Raw genomic sequence first — 17,645 nt, forward strand, 5'->3', positions numbered from 1 at the left:
ACTATAGCATAGCCACGAACTGAAAACGAGTTTTTAGCGACTATTTAACTGCACTTATTTTATTTTTACATTATACTAGATGAGTTAGGTGAATTTAAATGAAACAAAGGAGCAAGAATGGCACAACTATTTTTTGAGTATGGCACTATGAGCAGTGGCAAAACTTTGGAAATACTGAAAGACGCTCATAATTATGAGGCTCAAGGTCGGAAAATTGTTTTATTAACAAGCGGTATTGATAATCGCAGTGGAGTTGGTACTGTGGCATCAAGGATTGGGTTGCACAGAAAAGCAGTTCCTATAGATCACGACTTTGATATTTTTGCTTATATTAAGGAAGTAAACGAGCAGGAAAAAGCGCGCGGAGATGGTGAAATTGCCTGCGTGTTTGTTGATGAAGCACAATTTTTAGAACGGCATCACGTAGTGGAATGTGCCAAAATAGTTGATGATTTAGGTATTCCGGTAATGACTTTTGGCTTAAAAAATGACTTCCAAAACAATTTATTTGAAGGAACGAAAAACCTGTTGATTTTTGCTGATAAGATTAAAGAAATAAAAACAATTTGCCACTACTGTGGTAGAAAGGCTACAATGAATCAACGGATACATAATGGCAAGCCGGTTTATGAAGGAGAACAGGTACAAATAGGTGGGGATGAAAGCTACTACCCAGTTTGTCGTTTTCATTATTTTCACCCAAGTCAATCAAGATAGAGAGGGATTAATAGAACATGGATAAAATTATGGCGCAGCTTGAAGGTCTTGTTGCTCATTATGATGAACTGCAAGAGATGATGGCCGATCCAGAGGTTATCAATGATACCAAGAGGTATATGGAGGTATCAAAAGAAGAAGCAGATCTGAGAGACGTGGTCCAAAAATACCGCAAGTTCAAGGCTGATAAAAAAGAAATTGCGGATAATAAAGATATTATTGCAAGCGAAAGCGATTCCGATTTGGTAGAAATGGCCAAAGAAGAAAATAATGATTTGGAAGATGAAATCGCCCAACTTGAAGATGAGATTAAGATCTTAATGCTGCCTAAAGACCCTAATGATGATAAAGACATTATTATGGAAATTAGAGGAGCAGCAGGTGGGGATGAAGCTTCCTTATTTGCCGGTGATTTGCTCAGAATGTATGAAAAATACGCGGAAAGACAAAACTGGCAGGTTTCTGTAGTTGATAGCGAACCTACAGAAGTTGGTGGTTATAAGCGGATCGCAATCATGATTACGGGCGATAAGGTTTATTCTAAGCTTAAATATGAAAACGGCGCTCACCGTGTGCAAAGAGTTCCTGTGACCGAATCACAAGGTCGTGTACATACTTCAACAGCAACTGTAGCGGTTATGCCTGAATACGAACAGGTAGACCTTGATTTAGATCCAAAAGATATTCGGGTTGACGTCTACCGCTCAAGTGGTGCCGGTGGGCAGCACATTAACAAAACTTCCAGTGCGGTCCGCATGACGCACCTGCCAACTGGTATCGTTGTCGCAATGCAAGACCAACGTAGTCAACAACAAAACCGTGAAAAAGCGATGCAAATTTTGAAATCACGTGTTTATGATTATTATGAAAGTCAAAACCGTGATCAATATGATGCTAAACGTAAAAATGCTGTCGGAACTGGTGACCGTTCAGAACGGATTAGAACTTATAACTATCCGCAAAACCGTGTTACCGATCACCGTATCGGTTTGACTCTGAATAAACTTGACCGCATAATGAACGGCGAACTTGACGAAATTATTGATGCTTTAATTTTATATAATCAAACTAAGCAATTGGAGGAGCTGGCCGAACAAAATGTCTAAAATTGACACTTTAAAAAGTCTGCGGATATGGGCAGCTGAAACAGCACCAGAAGCGAGACCTGAGGATATTGACTTTTTACTGGCTGAAAGGCTGGAGTTAAATCCGAGCGGGTTCCAATTGAGACAAGATCTGCAGCTTACTCCGGATCAGGTTAAGCAAGCGCAAAAAGACGTCAAAAAGCTGGCTAAGGGAATTTCACCCCAATATATTTTGGGCTACTCGTGGTTTTTAGGCTATAAAATTTTGGTTCAGCGGGGAGTTTTAATTCCGCGCTTTGAAACTGAAGAATTAGTAGAATGGGCCTTAGCAGATTTAACTACTGGTGATAAGGTGCTTGATTTGGGTACTGGCTCAGGCTGCATTACGGTGGCTCTAGCTAAAGAAGCAGCCAAAAAGAATATTACAAAGCTTGATTTATATGCTTCTGACGTTACTGATGCTGCTTTAAGAACGTGTGAGGAAAATTTCTTAATTCATAAAGTTGATGTGACAGTACGCAAAGCAAATATTTTAATTGGTCTGGAAAAATTCGATAAAATCATTTCTAATCCTCCTTATATTAAGGAATCGGAAAAAGATATTATGGATCAAAATGTTCTGCAAAACGAACCGCAAGAGGCACTTTTTGGCGGTCAGAATGGGATCGAATTTTACCAGAAATTTGTCAAACAGGTGCGCGATCACCTCAATACTGGCGGAGAATTTTTCTTGGAATTTGGCTTTAGTGAAAAAGATCAGCTGGCAGAACTATTTGCTCAAGAATTACCTGATTTTACTATTGAGTTTAAAAACGATTTGTCTGGCAAGCCGCGGATGGTTAAAGGGAAGTGGAATAAATAATGGAAACTAAAATTTTTTCACAGAACCAAATTGATGATGCAGTAAAATTACTCGCTCAAGGAGATTTAGTCGCTTTTCCCACTGAAACAGTTTATGGCTTGGGTGCAATTGCTACTAACGAGCAAGCTGTTAAAAATGTTTATGCAGCAAAAGGTCGTCCCAGTGATAATCCGTTAATCGTCACTGTTTCTGATGCCACTATGATGGCCCAATATGCTAAGGAAGTTCCAGAACGTGCGCAAAAATTAATCAAAAAATTTTGGCCCGGTCCATTGACTTTATTACTATACGTTAAGCCTCATAGCTTGCCTAAAGCTGTGACCGGTGGACTTGATACGGTAGCTTTTCGGTGCCCTAATGATGAATTAACGCATGAGCTAATCAGTAAATTAGGCTACCCAATAGTCGGTCCTTCAGCCAACACTTCGACTAAACCAAGTCCCACTACTGCCGAACACGTATATCACGACTTGAAAGGTAAAATTGCAGGTATTATTGACGGCGGGCCAACTGAGGTGGGATTAGAATCGACTATTATTGACTTATCAGTGGCAACTCCTATTGTTTTGCGTCCCGGTGCTATTACGCCTGAAGAATTAAGTGCAGCTTTAGGAGAAAAAGTTTTGATTAATACGGGAAAAGTTGCCGATAAAGATGTACCTAAGGCTCCCGGTATGAAGTACCGGCACTATGCTCCTAGTGCCCCAGTTGTCGTTGTTGATGATCCCAACGATTTTGCTCATCTTAATTTGACTAATGAAACAGGGGTAATGGCATTAAGTAAAATTCTCAATGAGATTGAGTTGCCAGCTGCTAATAAATTTAATTTGGGTGAAAATTTAGCAGATGCTGATCATAATCTTTTTGGAGGATTACGTTACTTTGATGATAAACCTAATATTAAACAAATATTTGTGCAGGGTTTTTCTGGCAGTGAAGATACTTTGGCCTACATGAATAGACTGAATAAAGCCGCTGCTGGTCATCACTATATGCCAAAATAAAAATTTGATAGCAAAGGACTTTAAACCCTTTGCTTTTTTTATTAAAATACTCGTAAACGTAATTATGTTTATAGGAGGAAAAAGATGGGCAAATTTACGGTTTTGAATCATCCGTTAATTCAACACAAGTTAACAATTATTAGGCGTAAGGAAACAAGTTCCAACGAGTTTAGACGCATTGTTGGTGAAATCGGTGGGCTAATGACTTACGAGATTACCAGAGATTTGCCACTAAAAGATGTTGAAATTGAAACACCAATTGGCAAGACCACTCAAAAAGAGATTGCCGGTAAAAAGCTGACTATTGTGCCAATTCTGCGTGCAGGTATTGGTATGCTCAACGGTGTAATGGACATGATTCCATCAGCTAAAGTGGGAGTAATTGGCATGTATCGGGATGAAGAAACTCTTAAGCCGCACGAATATTTCTGCAAGATGCCTAAGGATGTTGCAGAACGTGAATGCTTAGTGGTTGATCCAATGCTTGCAACCGGTGGTTCTGCAAATATGGCAATTGGTGCTTTGAAAAAGCGTGGAGTAAAAGATATTAAGCTTGCAGTTTTGGTTGCCGCACCTGAGGGAGTTAAGGCTATACAAAAAGAAAATCCTGACGTTGATATTTATACAGCAGCAGAAGATGACAAATTATTGCCAAATGGCTACATAACTCCCGGTTTAGGTGATGCTGGCGACCGGTTATTTGGCACTAAATAAATTTTTTTGCGTAAAATAATCGCATAATTCGCTTTCATTTTTCACAAAATTATTGAATGGTGTTAATATTGTATGAGTGTTCGATAATTTGGGCACAAGAAGGGAGGTCACGAAGTATTGGAGAGATCATTTGTGTTTAAATTCTTGGGTCTTAAATTTGATTTAACAGGAATTATAGGCTCAACATTGATGGCAGCTGTGGTTTTGTTCGTTTGCATTTGGCTTTCGCGCAAAGTTGAAATGAAGCCAAATAAAAAGCAAAATGTGTTAGAATATCTGATTGATTTTACTGATGGTATTGTTAAAGACAATGTCAGTGATCCTGATGCCAGAAGGCACCTTTCACTTTATGCTTTTGTTCTGTTTATCTATATTTGGTTTATGAACCAACTGGGACTTTTCTTGGAAGTTAAAGTAGGCGACACTATGATTGTTAAATCACCTACGGCAGACCCAGTGACAACAATGTCATTTGCAATGATGACCTTGCTTCTTTCATTCACTTTTGGAATGCAAAAATTCGGTACTGGTGGCTATTGGCGCAATTATGCCGAACCTGTTAGTTTCCTGTTTCCAATCAATATGATTGAGGAGATCACTAACTTCTTGACATTGTCTTTGCGTTTATATGGTAATATTTACGCTGGTGAAGTGTTATTAACTTTAATAGGAAATAGCTTTGCTCCCAGCTTTGGTGTTACCACTTTGGTTTTAGCAGCACCGTTAGCTATGATCTGGCAAGGATTCTCTGTCTTCATTGGCTCTATCCAGGCATATGTTTTCGTAACTTTATCCATGGTCTATGTCGGAAAAAAGGTTACAAAAGAATAATTTTTTGGAGGTTTAAACATGTCACAAGCTTTTAAATATATCTCAGCAGCTATCGTAGCTGGTATTGCTGCTTTAGCAGCTTCTTGGGGTAACGGTAAAGTTATTACTAAGACAGTTGAGAGCATGGCTCGTCAACCAGAAAGCGCCGGTAACTTAAGATCAACAATGTTCATTGGTGTTGGTCTGATTGAAGCCGTTCCTATTTTGGCGATTGTTGTTGCTTTCCTGATTCTCTTCGTTTAATTTTATTTAAAATAATTTAGGTAAAAGAGAGAAGGGCAGTAAATGACATTTCATAACTTATTTGCAGCCTCAGCAGGTCATATTTATCTAGGCAATACTTTGTGGTACCTGATTGTTTTCGCAATCTTGCTTCTTTTGGTTAAACATTATGCTTGGGGACCAGTTTCCGACATGATGGAAAAAAGGCGCCAAAAGGTAATTAATGATCTTGATTCAGCTGCAGACAATCGCAAAAAGGCCGAAGTTTTGGCTAATGAGCGTGAAGCTGCCTTGAAGAACTCAAGACAAGAAGCAACGCAAATACTTACTGACGCAAAAGCAAATGCGGAAAAAACAAGTTCGCAGATTGTGGCAGAGGCTAATAATAATGCTGCTTCAATTCATGAAAAGGCAAAAGCCGATGCTGCACAAGCAAAAGCTGATGCGTTAGATGAAGCTCGTGCACAAGTTGCAGATATTTCTGTGACGATTGCGGAAAAAGTAATTGCGAAGAATTTATCTGCTGATGACCAAAAAGATTTAGTCGATCAATTCATTAAGGGGCTGAATAAATAATGGCCTTAAGTAAAGCAGAAATTGCTGCACGTTATGGTACTGCACTATTTGATTATGCACAGGATATGGATGCTTTAACAGCTGTTCATGCAGATTTGCAGGAACTGGCAGAAGCCATTTCAAACTATCCTCAGATCCTGAAAGTTTTTAGTGATCCAATTTTTAATAGCGCAGAAAAAGCTCACTCACTTTCTGTGATTGCACAAGGTCTGACTAAGGAAGTTCAAAATTTTTTGAATTTACTGTTAGATTATGACCATTTTTTGGAACTGCCTGCAATCATTGATTGTTTTAATAGTCTATACAATCAAAAAGAAAAAATTGCAACTGGCGTGGCTATTTCAGCCGTTGCACTAGATGAGCAGCAATTACAAAAATTGGGTGCTGGCTATGCCCAAAAATATGGCCTTAAAAAAGTCATCCTTAAAAATGAGGTTGATCAAGGTCTGATTGGCGGCGTAGTTTTAAAAGTTGGTGATTGCGTAATTGATGGTTCAGTCAAAAATAAACTGAATAAGATTCGTGCGCAGTTAATTAATAAAAATTAAAAGAGGTGAAACCATTGAGCATAAAAGCAGAAGAGATTAGCTCTTTAATCAAGCAGCAGCTTGAACACTATGATGATAAGCTCGACATCAATGAAGTCGGAGTTGTAACATACATAGGTGATGGTATCGCCCGGGCTCACGGATTGAACAATGTTTTGGCCAACGAACTATTGGAATTTGATAATGGTTCTTATGGTATAGCACAAAACCTTGAATCAAATGATGTTGGTATCATTATTCTAGGCAATTTTGATGATATTCGTGAAGGTGACCAAGTCAAAAGAACCGGTCAAATTATGCGTGTACCGGTTGGTGATGCACTAATTGGTCGCGTTGTTAACCCATTAGGACAGCCGGTTGATGGACTTGGCGAAATAAAAACGTCTAAGACTCGTCCAATCGAGGCTTCGGCACCGGGTGTTATGGAACGCCAGTCAGTTAATCAACCGCTGCAAACGGGTATCAAGGCTATCGATGCTTTGGTTCCAATTGGTCGCGGTCAACGTGAATTAATTATTGGTGACCGTAAAACTGGTAAGACTAGTTTGGCAATAGATACTATTTTGAACCAAAAGGGCCAAGATGTAATCTGCATCTATGTCTTTATCGGTCAAAAGGAATCAACTGTCAGATCCCAAGTAGAAACTTTAAAACGCTTTGGCGCAATGGATTATACGATTGTTGTTGAAGCCGGACCAAGTGAACCAGCACCAATGCTTTATATAGCACCGTATGCTGGTACGGCAATGGGTGAAGAATTTATGTACAACGGTAAGGACGTTTTAGTGGTCTTTGATGACCTGTCCAAACAAGCCGTTGCTTACCGTGAACTTTCTTTGCTTCTCCGTCGTCCGCCTGGTCGTGAAGCTTATCCTGGTGATGTTTTCTATTTGCACTCACGTCTTCTTGAACGTAGTGCCAAGCTGAGCGATAAACTGGGTGGCGGTTCTATGACTGCCTTACCATTTATTCAGACCGAAGCGGGAGATATCTCAGCTTATATTCCAACCAACGTGATTTCAATTACCGACGGACAAATTTTCTTGCAGAGCGACTTATTCTTTGCGGGAACTCGTCCAGCCATTGATGCGGGTAATTCAGTTTCCCGTGTTGGTGGTAGTGCTCAGATTAAAGCGATGAAGAAGGTAGCTGGTACCTTGCGTACTGACCTTGCCGCTTTCCATGAGCTAGAGAGCTTTGCCCAATTCGGTAGTGACTTGGATCAGGCAACACAAGCAAAATTGAACCGTGGACGCAGAGTTGTGGAAGTATTAAAGCAGCCACTCCACGCACCTATTCCAGTTGAAAAGCAAGTTGTTATACTTTACGCTTTAACTCACGGATATCTAGATTCAGTTCCTGTTGATGACATTGCCAAGTTTGAAAAAGAATTATATGACAATTTCGACAGCAACCATGCTGATCTGCTAAAACATATCCGTGAAACTGGTGAATTGCCGGATGAAAAAGAATTGCAAACAGCAATTGAGAAGTTTGCGGATAGTTTTTCACCAAGTAATAAATAGGAGGTAGCTTTATGCCTGCATCTTTACTTGCGTTGAAGAGAAAAATTGCTTCAGTTAAGCAAACTGGTAAAATCACTGAAGCCATGAGAATGGTTTCCGCGTCAAAGTTGAACCAAACGGAAAAGCGGGATAAAGGCTACACGATTTATAATGATCATGTGCGGCAAACTTTATCGCGTTTAATGAGTGCCGAGGTTGTAAACCACTTGCATAAGGCAAATGTGGCAATCGACAATGAGAGCATTAGCAAAATCGATTACGAAAATGTTTTCGGCTTAGGTATTGTTTCCGATATGGTTCAAGCACGGAAAAAGGTTAATTCCACAGGTTATTTAGTCATCACTGGTGACCGTGGTTTAGTTGGTTCCTATAATAGTGCTGTCATCAAAAACATGATGGGATTATTTGAAGACTCTCGCGCTGAACATAAAGATATCAAAGTTCTGGCTGTAGGGTCTGTTGGGGCTGACTTTTTCAAGAAAAATAATCTGAATGTTGTCTATGAAAATGACAATATTAGTGACGTGCCGACCTTTGATGAAGTTTTACCAATTGTTTCAACTGCGATCAAAATGTATTTGAATGGAGTATATGATGAGTTATATGTTTGTTATACTCACCATATTAACTCTTTGTCATCTGCATTTCGGGTTGAAAAAATGTTGCCAATTGTCGATATTGATATTGGTGTCAAAGAAGCTGAAGCACATAAAGATTTAGAATACGATATCGAGCCAAACGTTAATGCTGTCTTAACTACATTAATTCCTCAATATGCCCGTTCAACTATTTACGGCGCAATTCTGGATGCCAAGACTGCTGAACACGCCAGTTCAATGACTGCGATGCAGAGTGCTACGGATAATGTTGACGATTTGGTTTCGAGTTTAACTACTAAATTAAACCGTGCAAGACAAGCAGAAATCACTACTGAAATTACTGAAATTGTCAGTGGTGCTAATGCTTTGAAATAATTAAGAAAAGGAGGTAGATGTTTTGAGTGAAGGTGAAGTTGTTCAAGTAATCGGCCCTGTTGTCGATGTTAAATTTCCGCTTGACAAAAATCTGCCTGATATCGACAATGCTTTGCGTGTTATCAAATCGGATGATGAATCTATTGTCCTTGAAGTTACGCTGGAGCTTGGCGATGGCGTTTTAAGAACAATAGCCATGGAATCTACCAATGGTCTTAAGCGCGGCATGAAGGTTGAAGATACCGGTGGTCCAATTTCTGTACCTGTTGGTAATGATACTTTGGGGCGCGTCTTTAATGTTTTAGGTGAACCAATTGATAACGGTCCTAAATTTGAAAAAGATCATGCGCGTGAAAGTATTCATAAAAATGCCCCGAAGTACGATGAACTGACTACTAGTCAGGAAATTTTGGAAACAGGTATTAAGGTTATTGACCTGCTTGAACCGTATGTTCGTGGTGGTAAAGTTGGATTATTCGGTGGTGCCGGTGTTGGTAAAACTACGATTATTCAAGAATTAATTCATAATATTGCCCAAGAACATGGTGGTATTTCAGTCTTTACCGGTGTTGGTGAAAGAACACGTGAAGGTAATGATCTTTACTTTGAAATGAAAGCATCTGGTGTTTTAAGTAAAACCGCCATGGTTTTCGGTCAAATGAATGAACCGCCTGGTGCCAGAATGCGTGTTGCTTTAACCGGCTTAACATTAGCTGAATACTTCAGAGATGTTGAAGGTCAAGACGTTTTACTCTTTATTGACAACATTTTCCGGTTTACTCAAGCTGGTTCCGAGGTGTCAGCCTTGCTAGGACGTATGCCTAGTGCCGTTGGTTATCAGCCAACATTGGCGACTGAAATGGGGCAACTACAAGAGCGTATCACTTCTACCAAGAAGGGCTCCATTACTTCAATTCAGGCGGTTTATGTGCCAGCCGATGACTATACTGACCCAGCTCCAGCTACTACTTTTGCTCACTTGGATGCTACGACCAACTTGGAACGTAGCCTAGTTGAACAAGGTATTTATCCGGCTGTTGATCCGTTGCAATCCACTTCTAGTGCTTTAGATCCTGAAATTGTTGGTCAAGAACACTATGAAGTTGCTACTCGGGTACAACATATTTTGCAACGTTATCATGAATTGCAAGATATCATTTCCGTTTTGGGAATGGATGAGTTGTCTGATGAGGAAAAGGTTATTGTTAGCCGTGCTCGTAAAATTCAATTCTTCTTATCACAAAACTTCTTTGTGGCAGAACAGTTTACTGGGGTTCCCGGTTCTTATGTTCCCATCAAAGAAACCATCAAAGGTTTTAAGATGATTTTGGAGGGACACTTAGATGATCTTCCAGAAGATGCTTTCCGTAGTGTCGGCCCAATTGAAGATGTCTTGAAGAAGGCTAAGCAAATGGGTGTAACTCCTAGCGATCCAGAAGCTAAAGCATTATTAGAAAAGTAAGGTGATGTCAAATGGCAGATCCAGAAAAGCTTTTTATGGTAAATATTGTAACTCCTGATGGTCTGATTTTTTCCCACCATTCCAGCATTGTAGAAATGCGAGCAATAGACGGTCAACGCTCGGTCATGTATAATCACTTGCCGATTTTGACCCCACTTGCAATTGGTGAGATTAAGGTTAAGAGAAGCCGTGAAATGAACAATGTGGTCAACCATATTGCAGTTAGTGGCGGTTACTTTGAATTTTCCAATAATGTAGCTACAATTATTGCTGATAGCGCAGAACGTGCCGGTAATATTGATGTGTCTCGAGCTAAGGCTGCTAGGGAACGTGCTCAAAATGCCTTGAAGAAGGCTCAAGCAGAGCATGACCAGAAGTCTCTTGAAAGGGCACAAGTTGCATTAAGAAGGGCAGTAAACAGAATAAGTGTTTACAACTCAGACAAATAGAATTAAAGTTTTAAGCGGATGCACTACTTTGTGTGTCCGCTTTTATTGTGACTTAAGAAAAGTGAGAAAAAATATGTTTCAACTTGGCGTTCATGCCTTAATTAGTATAATAATTTATTTAATTACGATTGGCTTGTCCTTTCAAATTATGAAAAGCGTACGTATTGAAAACATAATTCGTAAGAATAAAGTATTTGAAGCCCAGCTGTTTCTGATTTTTGCGGCTATTGCCTTAGGCTTTCTGGTAGGTAATTTCTTCATTACCTTAATTGACACTTCTATGCAACTGAGCAATTTCTTTTAAGACTTGGTAAAGCGGGTAAAGTCGCCCACAAACTTAAAATCTTTATGGTAAAATATACATTGAATATGATGGAGGATTATCGTGGCACGAGATATAGGAATAGATTTAGGAACAGCTAATGTGCTTATTAACGTTTCCGGTAAGGGAATTGTTTTAAATGAGCCTTCAGTTGTTGCTGTTAATACAAGTACAAATAAAGTGGTAGCTGTTGGAACAGAAGCTTATAAGATGGTAGGACGGACCCCTGGTAACATCAGAGTAATTCGTCCTTTAAAAAATGGCGTGATAGCAGATTTTGATATCACAGAGGCAATGCTGTCCTACTTTATTGAAAAATTAAACGTTAAAGGCTTCATGTCCAAGCCAAATATTTTAATTTGTGCTCCTACAGGAGTAACATCAATTGAACAGAAAGCAATTATTCAGGCTGCTGAAAAGTCTGGTGGAGGCAAAGTCTATCTTGATTTTGAGCCTAAAGTTGCTGCTGTTGGTGCGGGCCTTGATATTTTCAAACCTCAAGGTAACATCGTAATTGATATTGGTGGTGGTACTACCGATATTGCTGTTTTATCAATGGGTGAGATAGTTACGAGTCAATCACTGCGCTATGCCGGGGATCATATGAATCAGGCAGTTGTTTCTTACATTAAGAACAAACATAATTTACTGATAGGTTCTCGCACAGCTGAACAAATTAAAATTGAAATTGGTAGTGCTTTTGAACCAGATAAAAACGAAACTATCACAGTACGTGGTCGTGATGTAGTTGATGGTTTGCCTAAGCAAGCAACAGTGTCTGCTCCTGAAATTCAAGAGGCACTGCACGATGGCTTGATGACTATTATTGCAGCTACCAAAGAAGTTTTAGAAAAAACTCCGCCTGAGCTTTCTGCTGATATTATCGACAGAGGAATTATGCTGACCGGTGGTGGAGCATTGCTTAAGAATATTGATAAGCTAATTTCTTATTACCTCAAGGTGCCTGTGTTAACGGCTGATCATCCACTTGAAGCCGTAGCGCTGGGAACTGGAATTTTGCTCAAGAATATCGAAAAACATCAACGCCACTAGTTTTTGGAGGCCCGATTTGCGAAAAATTTTAATTTATTTAGTTAAAATCTACCAGAAATTTATTTCTCCGGCTTTGCCAAAATCGTGCCGTTATTATCCGACTTGCTCAACTTATATGGTTGACGCTTTAACTAAGTTTGGTCCTATTTTAGGACTAATTATGGGTATTGCTCGAATTTTACGGTGCAATCCTTTTGTGCGCGGCGGTGTTGATCCGGTACCAGATAAATTTACTATATTTCGTAATCCTCATCCAGAAAGATATGAAGATGAAATTATTGCAAAGAAATTTCATCCAAATATGAAGTAGGAGAATTTATGTCAAAAAAACCTGAAAATATTAATGTTGAAATTAACGAAGTCAAAGGCAAGGAAAACCCAACATGGGAAGTAGTTATTCCCCAGAAAAAATCTATTGGTGTAATTGAAAAGTTAAGCGGACGATACCGTGCGACGACTGGCAAAACCAATAGTATCTTGTATGCTAAAAGTTTAGAAAGCATTATTAATGACTTGCTCTCATACTTTGCTTTGCATGAAAAATAATAGGTTGTGATAGTTAATGGTCAAAGTACAAAATAAAACCAATCTTTTTGATCGCATCGCATGGAATATTGTTGTCCCTGTGCTGCTTTTAGCAGCAGTGGGCCTATATTCCATTTATTTTGCGGCAATTGATGACCCTAGTCACATGGGCAGCCCAGTAAGAGCTGTGGCAATGCAGGCTCTCTGGTATATTATTTCATTTACCATCGTGATTTTTGTCATTCAATTTGATGCTGAACAGCTCTACCGGATTGCACCTTATGTATATGGATTAGGAATAGTACTTTTGATTGCGGTTTTGTTCTTTTACAATCGCAGTATAGCTGCAGATGCCGGTGCCAAAAGCTGGTTTAAGCTAGGACCAATTTCTTTTCAACCGTCAGAGGTCATGAAACCGGCATTTATCTTGATGCTGGCGCGGGTTGTCCGTGAACATAATGACAAGTTTACTCATACCATTAAAAACGACTGGATTTTAATTGGGAAAATGCTTGCTTGGTTGCTACCAATTGCCGTACTTTTAAAATTGCAAAATGATTTCGGCACGATGCTTGTCTTTTTCGCTATAGTTGGTGGGGTAATTATTGTTTCAGGAATATCTTGGAAGATAATAACACCAATGTTTATAGTAGTTGCAATTATGGGTGCAATAGTGATTTTTATGGTCACTACACCAGGCGGTCAAGTTATTCTAAGTCATTCTTTTCAACCGTACCAATTTGCTCGTATCATGTCATGGCTGAATCCATCTACGGACACGTCTAAAGCAGCATATCAATTGTGGCAGAGTATGCAAGCGATTGGATCAGGACAGATTTTTGGTAATGGCTTTGGAAATCTAAGTGTTTACGTACCAGTTCGTGGCTCAGATATGGTTTATTCAGTAATTGGTGAATCATTTGGTTTTGTCGGTAGTGTAGCAGTTATTTTGCTTTATCTATACTTGATAGTCCAAATGGTCCGGATAACATTTGATACTAAGAACGCATTTTATTCTTATGTGTCGACCGGCGTAATTATGATGATCCTTTTCCATGTTTTTGAAAATATCGGTATGAGTATTGACCTTTTGCCATTGACCGGTATTCCATTACCATTTATTTCCCAGGGTGGATCAGCCTTAATTGGAAATATGATTGGTATTGGAATGATTTTGTCCATGAAGTTCCATAATAAAGACTACATGTTTAGCCGGGCAGGAGACTTTTAAAATAAATTAATACATAAAAAACAATTCAATTTTTATTGAATTGTTTTTTTATGTAGTTTAATTTTAATTTCCATTTATCATCAAAGTTGGTTTTATAAGCTTAATTTGTATATTAAACATAATATTCAAATACCGGATTAATATTAAATTATACAAAACTTGACAAAAATGACTAAAAAAGTAAAAATGTATACATAAACTGACCTATAGATTAAAAAAGGAAAGGGAAAATAATGACTGTATTAGAAAACTTCATAAATCATCAGGCTGATCCAAAATTACCAGGTTTTCTTTCGAATTCTATCAAAAAAGGATACAGTTCATTTAATGAATTTGTGAAAAGAGAACCTGAATTACAGTTGTACGAGTCACGTAATGTATACGGCTATTTACGTCATATATTTATTGATATTATACTCAAGCGTGATGCTCATAATTCAGGTATTGATCTTAAGGTTAAAACTAGAGAAATTCCCGAAAACGGTTATACTTATTTGGTAATTGAACATAAAAATTGTATAATTACTGTTCACAAGACGAGTTTAAAAAATAGTCTTCCGGCTAAAGCAGTTAATAGAACTATGCGGAGTAAAATTAATAATGGAATTCCGAATATAGATCTACAATTATCATTGTTTGAAAATCCCCCGTTAGAAAAGGAACAGATTAAAACGGGACAAATTTATTTGATGGTTACATATGGTGGATCACATTATAAGCTAGAATATGTAAACTTAGGAATGCCTAATGATGGAGTTACGCGCTGGTTGGATATTAAAAATATTACTAATTCTCTTACTACTACTGAAGATGTAAGTGAAACAGAGCAAGCACAAATTAATTTGGAATTTCAAAATGAAGTAAAACGTATGTTAGAAAGAGAGAAAAAAAATGGAGGTCAAATTTAATCCTAACCAACTTAAAAAAGCCAGACTAATGAGAGGACTTAGCATGACAGAATTGGCTGCTAAATCTTCTCTTTCGCGGGAATCAATCAGTAAGTATGAGTTAGGTGCTACTAAGCCTCGTGGAGAATCAATTTTAAAGCTTGCAAATGCTTTAAAATTTCCAGTTTACTTCTTTGGAAAACCAGATATCGTTATTCCAATGGGTACTGTGTTTTTTAGAAGTCAAGCTGCAAGTACAAACAAGTTAAGGGAAATGCAAAAAATCAGATTAGAATTGGCGGCTCAGAGTTTATTATATATATCTAAATATATCAAACTACCGAAACTGAATATCCCTGAACCATTAAATCTTAAAATTGAAAAAATTACGCCAGAAATAATACAACGTTTAGCTTCGAAAACACGTAAGATGTGGCAGTTAGGAAATGGACCAATTAAAAATCTTACTAATGTTATGGAGGCAAATGGTATTATTATTACTGAAACGACTATGCATAGTGAAAAAATGGATGCCGTTTCTACATGTATAAATGATGTACCGCTTATTGCATTAACAGATAATAATGAATCTGTTATGAGAAGACGCTTCAATTTGGCACATGAATTAGGACACATATTACTACATAATAATGTTGAAAATATTTTTGACCTGAATAACAATAAATATAAGAACTTATTGGAAAAGCAAGCTAATCAATTTGCTTCTTACTTTTTAATTCCTGATGAGTCGTTTATTGACTATTTAGTGTCTGGTAGTATGAATTTTTTTAGGCAAGCTAAATTATACTGGAACGTTTCTATTGCTGCTTTAATATATAAAGCCAATGAATTGCACTTATTATCCGAAAACCAATACATTTATCTGCAAAAGCAAATTTCAAAAAAACATTGGAGGAAACATGAACCTGATGATAATAAGTTACCACAAGAACATCCAAGTATTTTCAAAACTGCTTTAGATATGCTTTTAGATGCAAACTTAGTAACTAAGCAGGATTTAATTTCAGTTTCAGGTTTACCTATCGAAGAACTAGAAGCTATTTTTAGAACGTCTTTCATTGAAGATAACATTAATATGTCAACTAAACCATATTTAAGGTTAGTCAAATAAAAATATGAGCTTTGGATTATAAAAGGTATGAATAACACACAAAAAGAGCATTTCAGATATGAAATGCTCTTTTTTACTTAGTTAGATTTTCATTTGAACGGCAAACCAAAACGTCACAATCTGCTGTTCTGGTTACATATTCAGTTACACTGCCGATCAATATTCGTTCAACGGCATTAAGTCCCGTTGCGCCTAACACAATTAAATCAATTTGGTGCTTTTGCGGAAACTGATGGGCAATAATTGCTTTGGGAGAGCCAAATTCAATTGAGTAATGAACTTCCTTAACCCCAGCTTCTGTAGCTTTATTGTAGTAGTTCTGCAGTTTTTCTTTAGCATCATTAGACACTTGTTCTACCATCTCGGAATCAAAACTAGACACGTTTTGAAAAGATCTAGTATCAATGACATGTAAAATTTCCAAAGCAGCTTCGTTTCGCTTAGCAGCAGCGATAGCTTTTTTGAAAGCTAAATCGGCTTCTTTTGAGCCATCAACTGCAACTTGAATACGGTGATATTGTTTCATCATTAAAAACACCTCTCTTACCACTATTTTACCAAATTTTAGTCCAATTAATCATCCTTTTGATTAAGTAAAAGGCTAAAAATTAAAATAGTAACTGTACTAAGTGCCAAGGTAATGAGGTTAAGATATTCATTAGACTGGAAAGCCAGAAATATTCCTATCAGACTTTCGATAACCAGTAGGATAGCAGTTCCAGTCATAATTGAACTGAAATTAGCAATATTCTTGCTGTTATATATTAGAAAGTGAGTCTTGCGATTATGCCAGAGATAATAGGCAGTTAAAAGCAACACAGCTAAATAAATTATGATAGCAACTTTGATAATCATAAAAACTCCAATAAAAAAAACGGTCAACAGACCGTTTCCTAAAATTCTCAAGAAATCCGAGTCGTCGAAACATAGCAAAACAATGCTTGTTGAACCCGCAGTGTTCAAAAAATGAGAAGTAGCGCAACGAATATGGATCCTATCGCAAAAGATAGTATTCCGATTCGAAAGTTATTTACTATCTCGCATGTCTTATGTTTGACCGGTCAACCTTATACAATTAAGCTAGTCGATCAACTCAGATCAATTATTATACTACTAAGCATGACTTCATTTGTCAAGATAGAGATTTCAAATATCCAAATTCCTTATGATAAAAAATAATTTTTTCTCATACAATTATGGTACTAATTTATTATTTTATAGTTTGTATTTATTTTTTAATAGCAAAATAGATTAAAAAAAAATCGGTATGAAGCGCGTTTTTTATTATTAGTTTTCTTAAAGATAAAAATAAAACAAGTTATTAAATTTTTATGAATATGTTTGAGTATGAAAGTATAGATTTATTTTAAATTTTTTGGTTTGTTATGAAATCTACTTAATTTTTATTCTTTCGAAACCTCTACTAATATCACTAAAAAGTTTTAAAAATAAAGCATAATTTAATGTTTTTAGTAATTATAATACAAATAGTTTTAAAAATTATTATATTATATTTATCAGAAAA

Annotated in this window: 22 protein-coding genes; 20 read left to right on the forward strand and 2 right to left on the reverse strand. The window is 37.4% G+C overall.

Annotated features, from left to right (window positions below; genetic code table 11):
* The first annotated feature begins 117 nt into the window (after window positions 1-117).
* The 20 genes from JF73_RS03610 (at window position 118) to JF73_RS03705 (ending at window position 16,120) form a co-directional block, all read left to right on the forward strand.
* Entirely contained in the window at window positions 118-717 is a 600-nt protein-coding gene (locus JF73_RS03610; RefSeq protein ID WP_046327009.1) for a thymidine kinase, read from the forward strand.
* 17 nt (window positions 718-734) lie between these two features.
* Window positions 735-1,823, forward strand: coding sequence for a peptide chain release factor 1 (gene prfA / locus JF73_RS03615; protein ID WP_038522207.1), 1,089 nt, complete (start codon window positions 735-737; stop codon window positions 1,821-1,823).
* The gene (prmC, locus tag JF73_RS03620) at window positions 1,816-2,664 is read left to right on the forward strand and encodes a peptide chain release factor N(5)-glutamine methyltransferase (protein WP_046327010.1); all 849 of its coding nucleotides are present in this window, start codon (window positions 1,816-1,818) and stop codon (window positions 2,662-2,664) included. The genes prfA and prmC overlap by 8 nt, the downstream gene beginning before the upstream one ends.
* Window positions 2,664-3,668, forward strand: coding sequence for an L-threonylcarbamoyladenylate synthase (locus JF73_RS03625; RefSeq protein WP_046327011.1), 1,005 nt, complete (start codon window positions 2,664-2,666; stop codon window positions 3,666-3,668). Before prmC ends, JF73_RS03625 begins: the two co-directional genes overlap by 1 nt.
* Window positions 3,669-3,752: 84 nt before the next feature.
* Window positions 3,753-4,382: a uracil phosphoribosyltransferase gene (upp, locus tag JF73_RS03630; RefSeq protein ID WP_046327012.1), complete on the forward strand. Its 630-nt coding sequence runs from the start codon at window positions 3,753-3,755 to the stop codon at window positions 4,380-4,382.
* A gap of 117 nt (window positions 4,383-4,499) precedes the next feature.
* A complete protein-coding gene (gene atpB / locus JF73_RS03635; protein WP_038522220.1) occupies window positions 4,500-5,213 on the forward strand; it encodes a F0F1 ATP synthase subunit A in 714 nt (237 codons plus the stop codon).
* A gap of 18 nt (window positions 5,214-5,231) precedes the next feature.
* Complete coding sequence (gene atpE, locus JF73_RS03640; RefSeq protein ID WP_034981200.1) at window positions 5,232-5,456, forward strand: F0F1 ATP synthase subunit C; 225 nt, start codon at window positions 5,232-5,234, stop codon at window positions 5,454-5,456.
* Window positions 5,457-5,498: 42 nt separating this feature from the next.
* The gene (gene atpF / locus JF73_RS03645; RefSeq protein WP_046327013.1) at window positions 5,499-6,011 is read left to right on the forward strand and encodes a F0F1 ATP synthase subunit B; all 513 of its coding nucleotides are present in this window, start codon (window positions 5,499-5,501) and stop codon (window positions 6,009-6,011) included.
* Window positions 6,011-6,559, forward strand: coding sequence for an ATP synthase F1 subunit delta (gene atpH / locus JF73_RS03650; RefSeq protein WP_046327014.1), 549 nt, complete (start codon window positions 6,011-6,013; stop codon window positions 6,557-6,559). The genes atpF and atpH overlap by 1 nt, the downstream gene beginning before the upstream one ends.
* A gap of 14 nt (window positions 6,560-6,573) precedes the next feature.
* Complete coding sequence (atpA, locus tag JF73_RS03655) at window positions 6,574-8,085, forward strand: F0F1 ATP synthase subunit alpha (RefSeq protein WP_038522233.1); 1,512 nt, start codon at window positions 6,574-6,576, stop codon at window positions 8,083-8,085.
* Window positions 8,086-8,096: 11 nt separating this feature from the next.
* A complete protein-coding gene (locus tag JF73_RS03660) occupies window positions 8,097-9,059 on the forward strand; it encodes a F0F1 ATP synthase subunit gamma (protein WP_046327015.1) in 963 nt (320 codons plus the stop codon).
* A 22-nt stretch (window positions 9,060-9,081) separates the two neighbouring features.
* Complete coding sequence (gene atpD / locus JF73_RS03665) at window positions 9,082-10,521, forward strand: F0F1 ATP synthase subunit beta (protein WP_038522239.1); 1,440 nt, start codon at window positions 9,082-9,084, stop codon at window positions 10,519-10,521.
* 11 nt (window positions 10,522-10,532) lie between these two features.
* Window positions 10,533-10,970 (forward strand): F0F1 ATP synthase subunit epsilon, encoded by a 438-nt coding sequence (locus JF73_RS03670; RefSeq protein ID WP_038522241.1) that lies wholly within the window; start codon window positions 10,533-10,535, stop codon window positions 10,968-10,970.
* Window positions 10,971-11,043: 73 nt separating this feature from the next.
* On the forward strand, window positions 11,044-11,274 hold the full coding sequence (locus JF73_RS03675; RefSeq protein ID WP_046327016.1) for a DUF1146 family protein: 231 nt from the start codon (window positions 11,044-11,046) through the stop codon (window positions 11,272-11,274).
* 81 nt (window positions 11,275-11,355) lie between these two features.
* Complete coding sequence (locus JF73_RS03680) at window positions 11,356-12,345, forward strand: rod shape-determining protein (protein WP_038522248.1); 990 nt, start codon at window positions 11,356-11,358, stop codon at window positions 12,343-12,345.
* A 16-nt stretch (window positions 12,346-12,361) separates the two neighbouring features.
* Window positions 12,362-12,655: a membrane protein insertion efficiency factor YidD gene (yidD, locus tag JF73_RS03685; RefSeq protein WP_046327017.1), complete on the forward strand. Its 294-nt coding sequence runs from the start codon at window positions 12,362-12,364 to the stop codon at window positions 12,653-12,655.
* An 8-nt stretch (window positions 12,656-12,663) separates the two neighbouring features.
* Entirely contained in the window at window positions 12,664-12,891 is a 228-nt protein-coding gene (locus JF73_RS03690) for a DUF2969 domain-containing protein (protein ID WP_046327018.1), read from the forward strand.
* Between the two features lie 16 nt (window positions 12,892-12,907).
* Window positions 12,908-14,101 (forward strand): FtsW/RodA/SpoVE family cell cycle protein, encoded by a 1,194-nt coding sequence (locus tag JF73_RS03695; protein ID WP_046327019.1) that lies wholly within the window; start codon window positions 12,908-12,910, stop codon window positions 14,099-14,101.
* A gap of 233 nt (window positions 14,102-14,334) precedes the next feature.
* Window positions 14,335-15,009, forward strand: coding sequence for a hypothetical protein (locus JF73_RS03700; RefSeq protein WP_046327020.1), 675 nt, complete (start codon window positions 14,335-14,337; stop codon window positions 15,007-15,009).
* Window positions 14,993-16,120, forward strand: a complete 1,128-nt coding sequence (locus JF73_RS03705; protein ID WP_046327021.1) for a helix-turn-helix domain-containing protein — start codon at window positions 14,993-14,995, stop codon at window positions 16,118-16,120. The genes JF73_RS03700 and JF73_RS03705 overlap by 17 nt, the downstream gene beginning before the upstream one ends.
* A 73-nt stretch (window positions 16,121-16,193) precedes the next feature.
* On the opposite strand, the gene JF73_RS03710 is transcribed toward JF73_RS03705, so the two are convergent.
* Together JF73_RS03710 and JF73_RS03715 are read right to left on the reverse strand one after the other, a co-directional pair.
* Window positions 16,194-16,649 carry a universal stress protein gene (locus tag JF73_RS03710; RefSeq protein ID WP_038522258.1) on the reverse strand — a complete coding sequence of 152 codons (456 nt, stop codon included), beginning with the start codon at window positions 16,647-16,649 and terminating at the stop codon, window positions 16,194-16,196.
* Between the two features lie 44 nt (window positions 16,650-16,693).
* The gene (locus tag JF73_RS03715) at window positions 16,694-16,975 is read right to left on the reverse strand and encodes a hypothetical protein (RefSeq protein WP_038524976.1); all 282 of its coding nucleotides are present in this window, start codon (window positions 16,973-16,975) and stop codon (window positions 16,694-16,696) included.
* Between the last annotated feature and the right edge of the window lie 670 nt (window positions 16,976-17,645).

It is taken from the genome of Lactobacillus helsingborgensis (assembly GCF_000970855.1).
Lineage (GTDB): Bacteria > Bacillota > Bacilli > Lactobacillales > Lactobacillaceae > Lactobacillus > Lactobacillus helsingborgensis.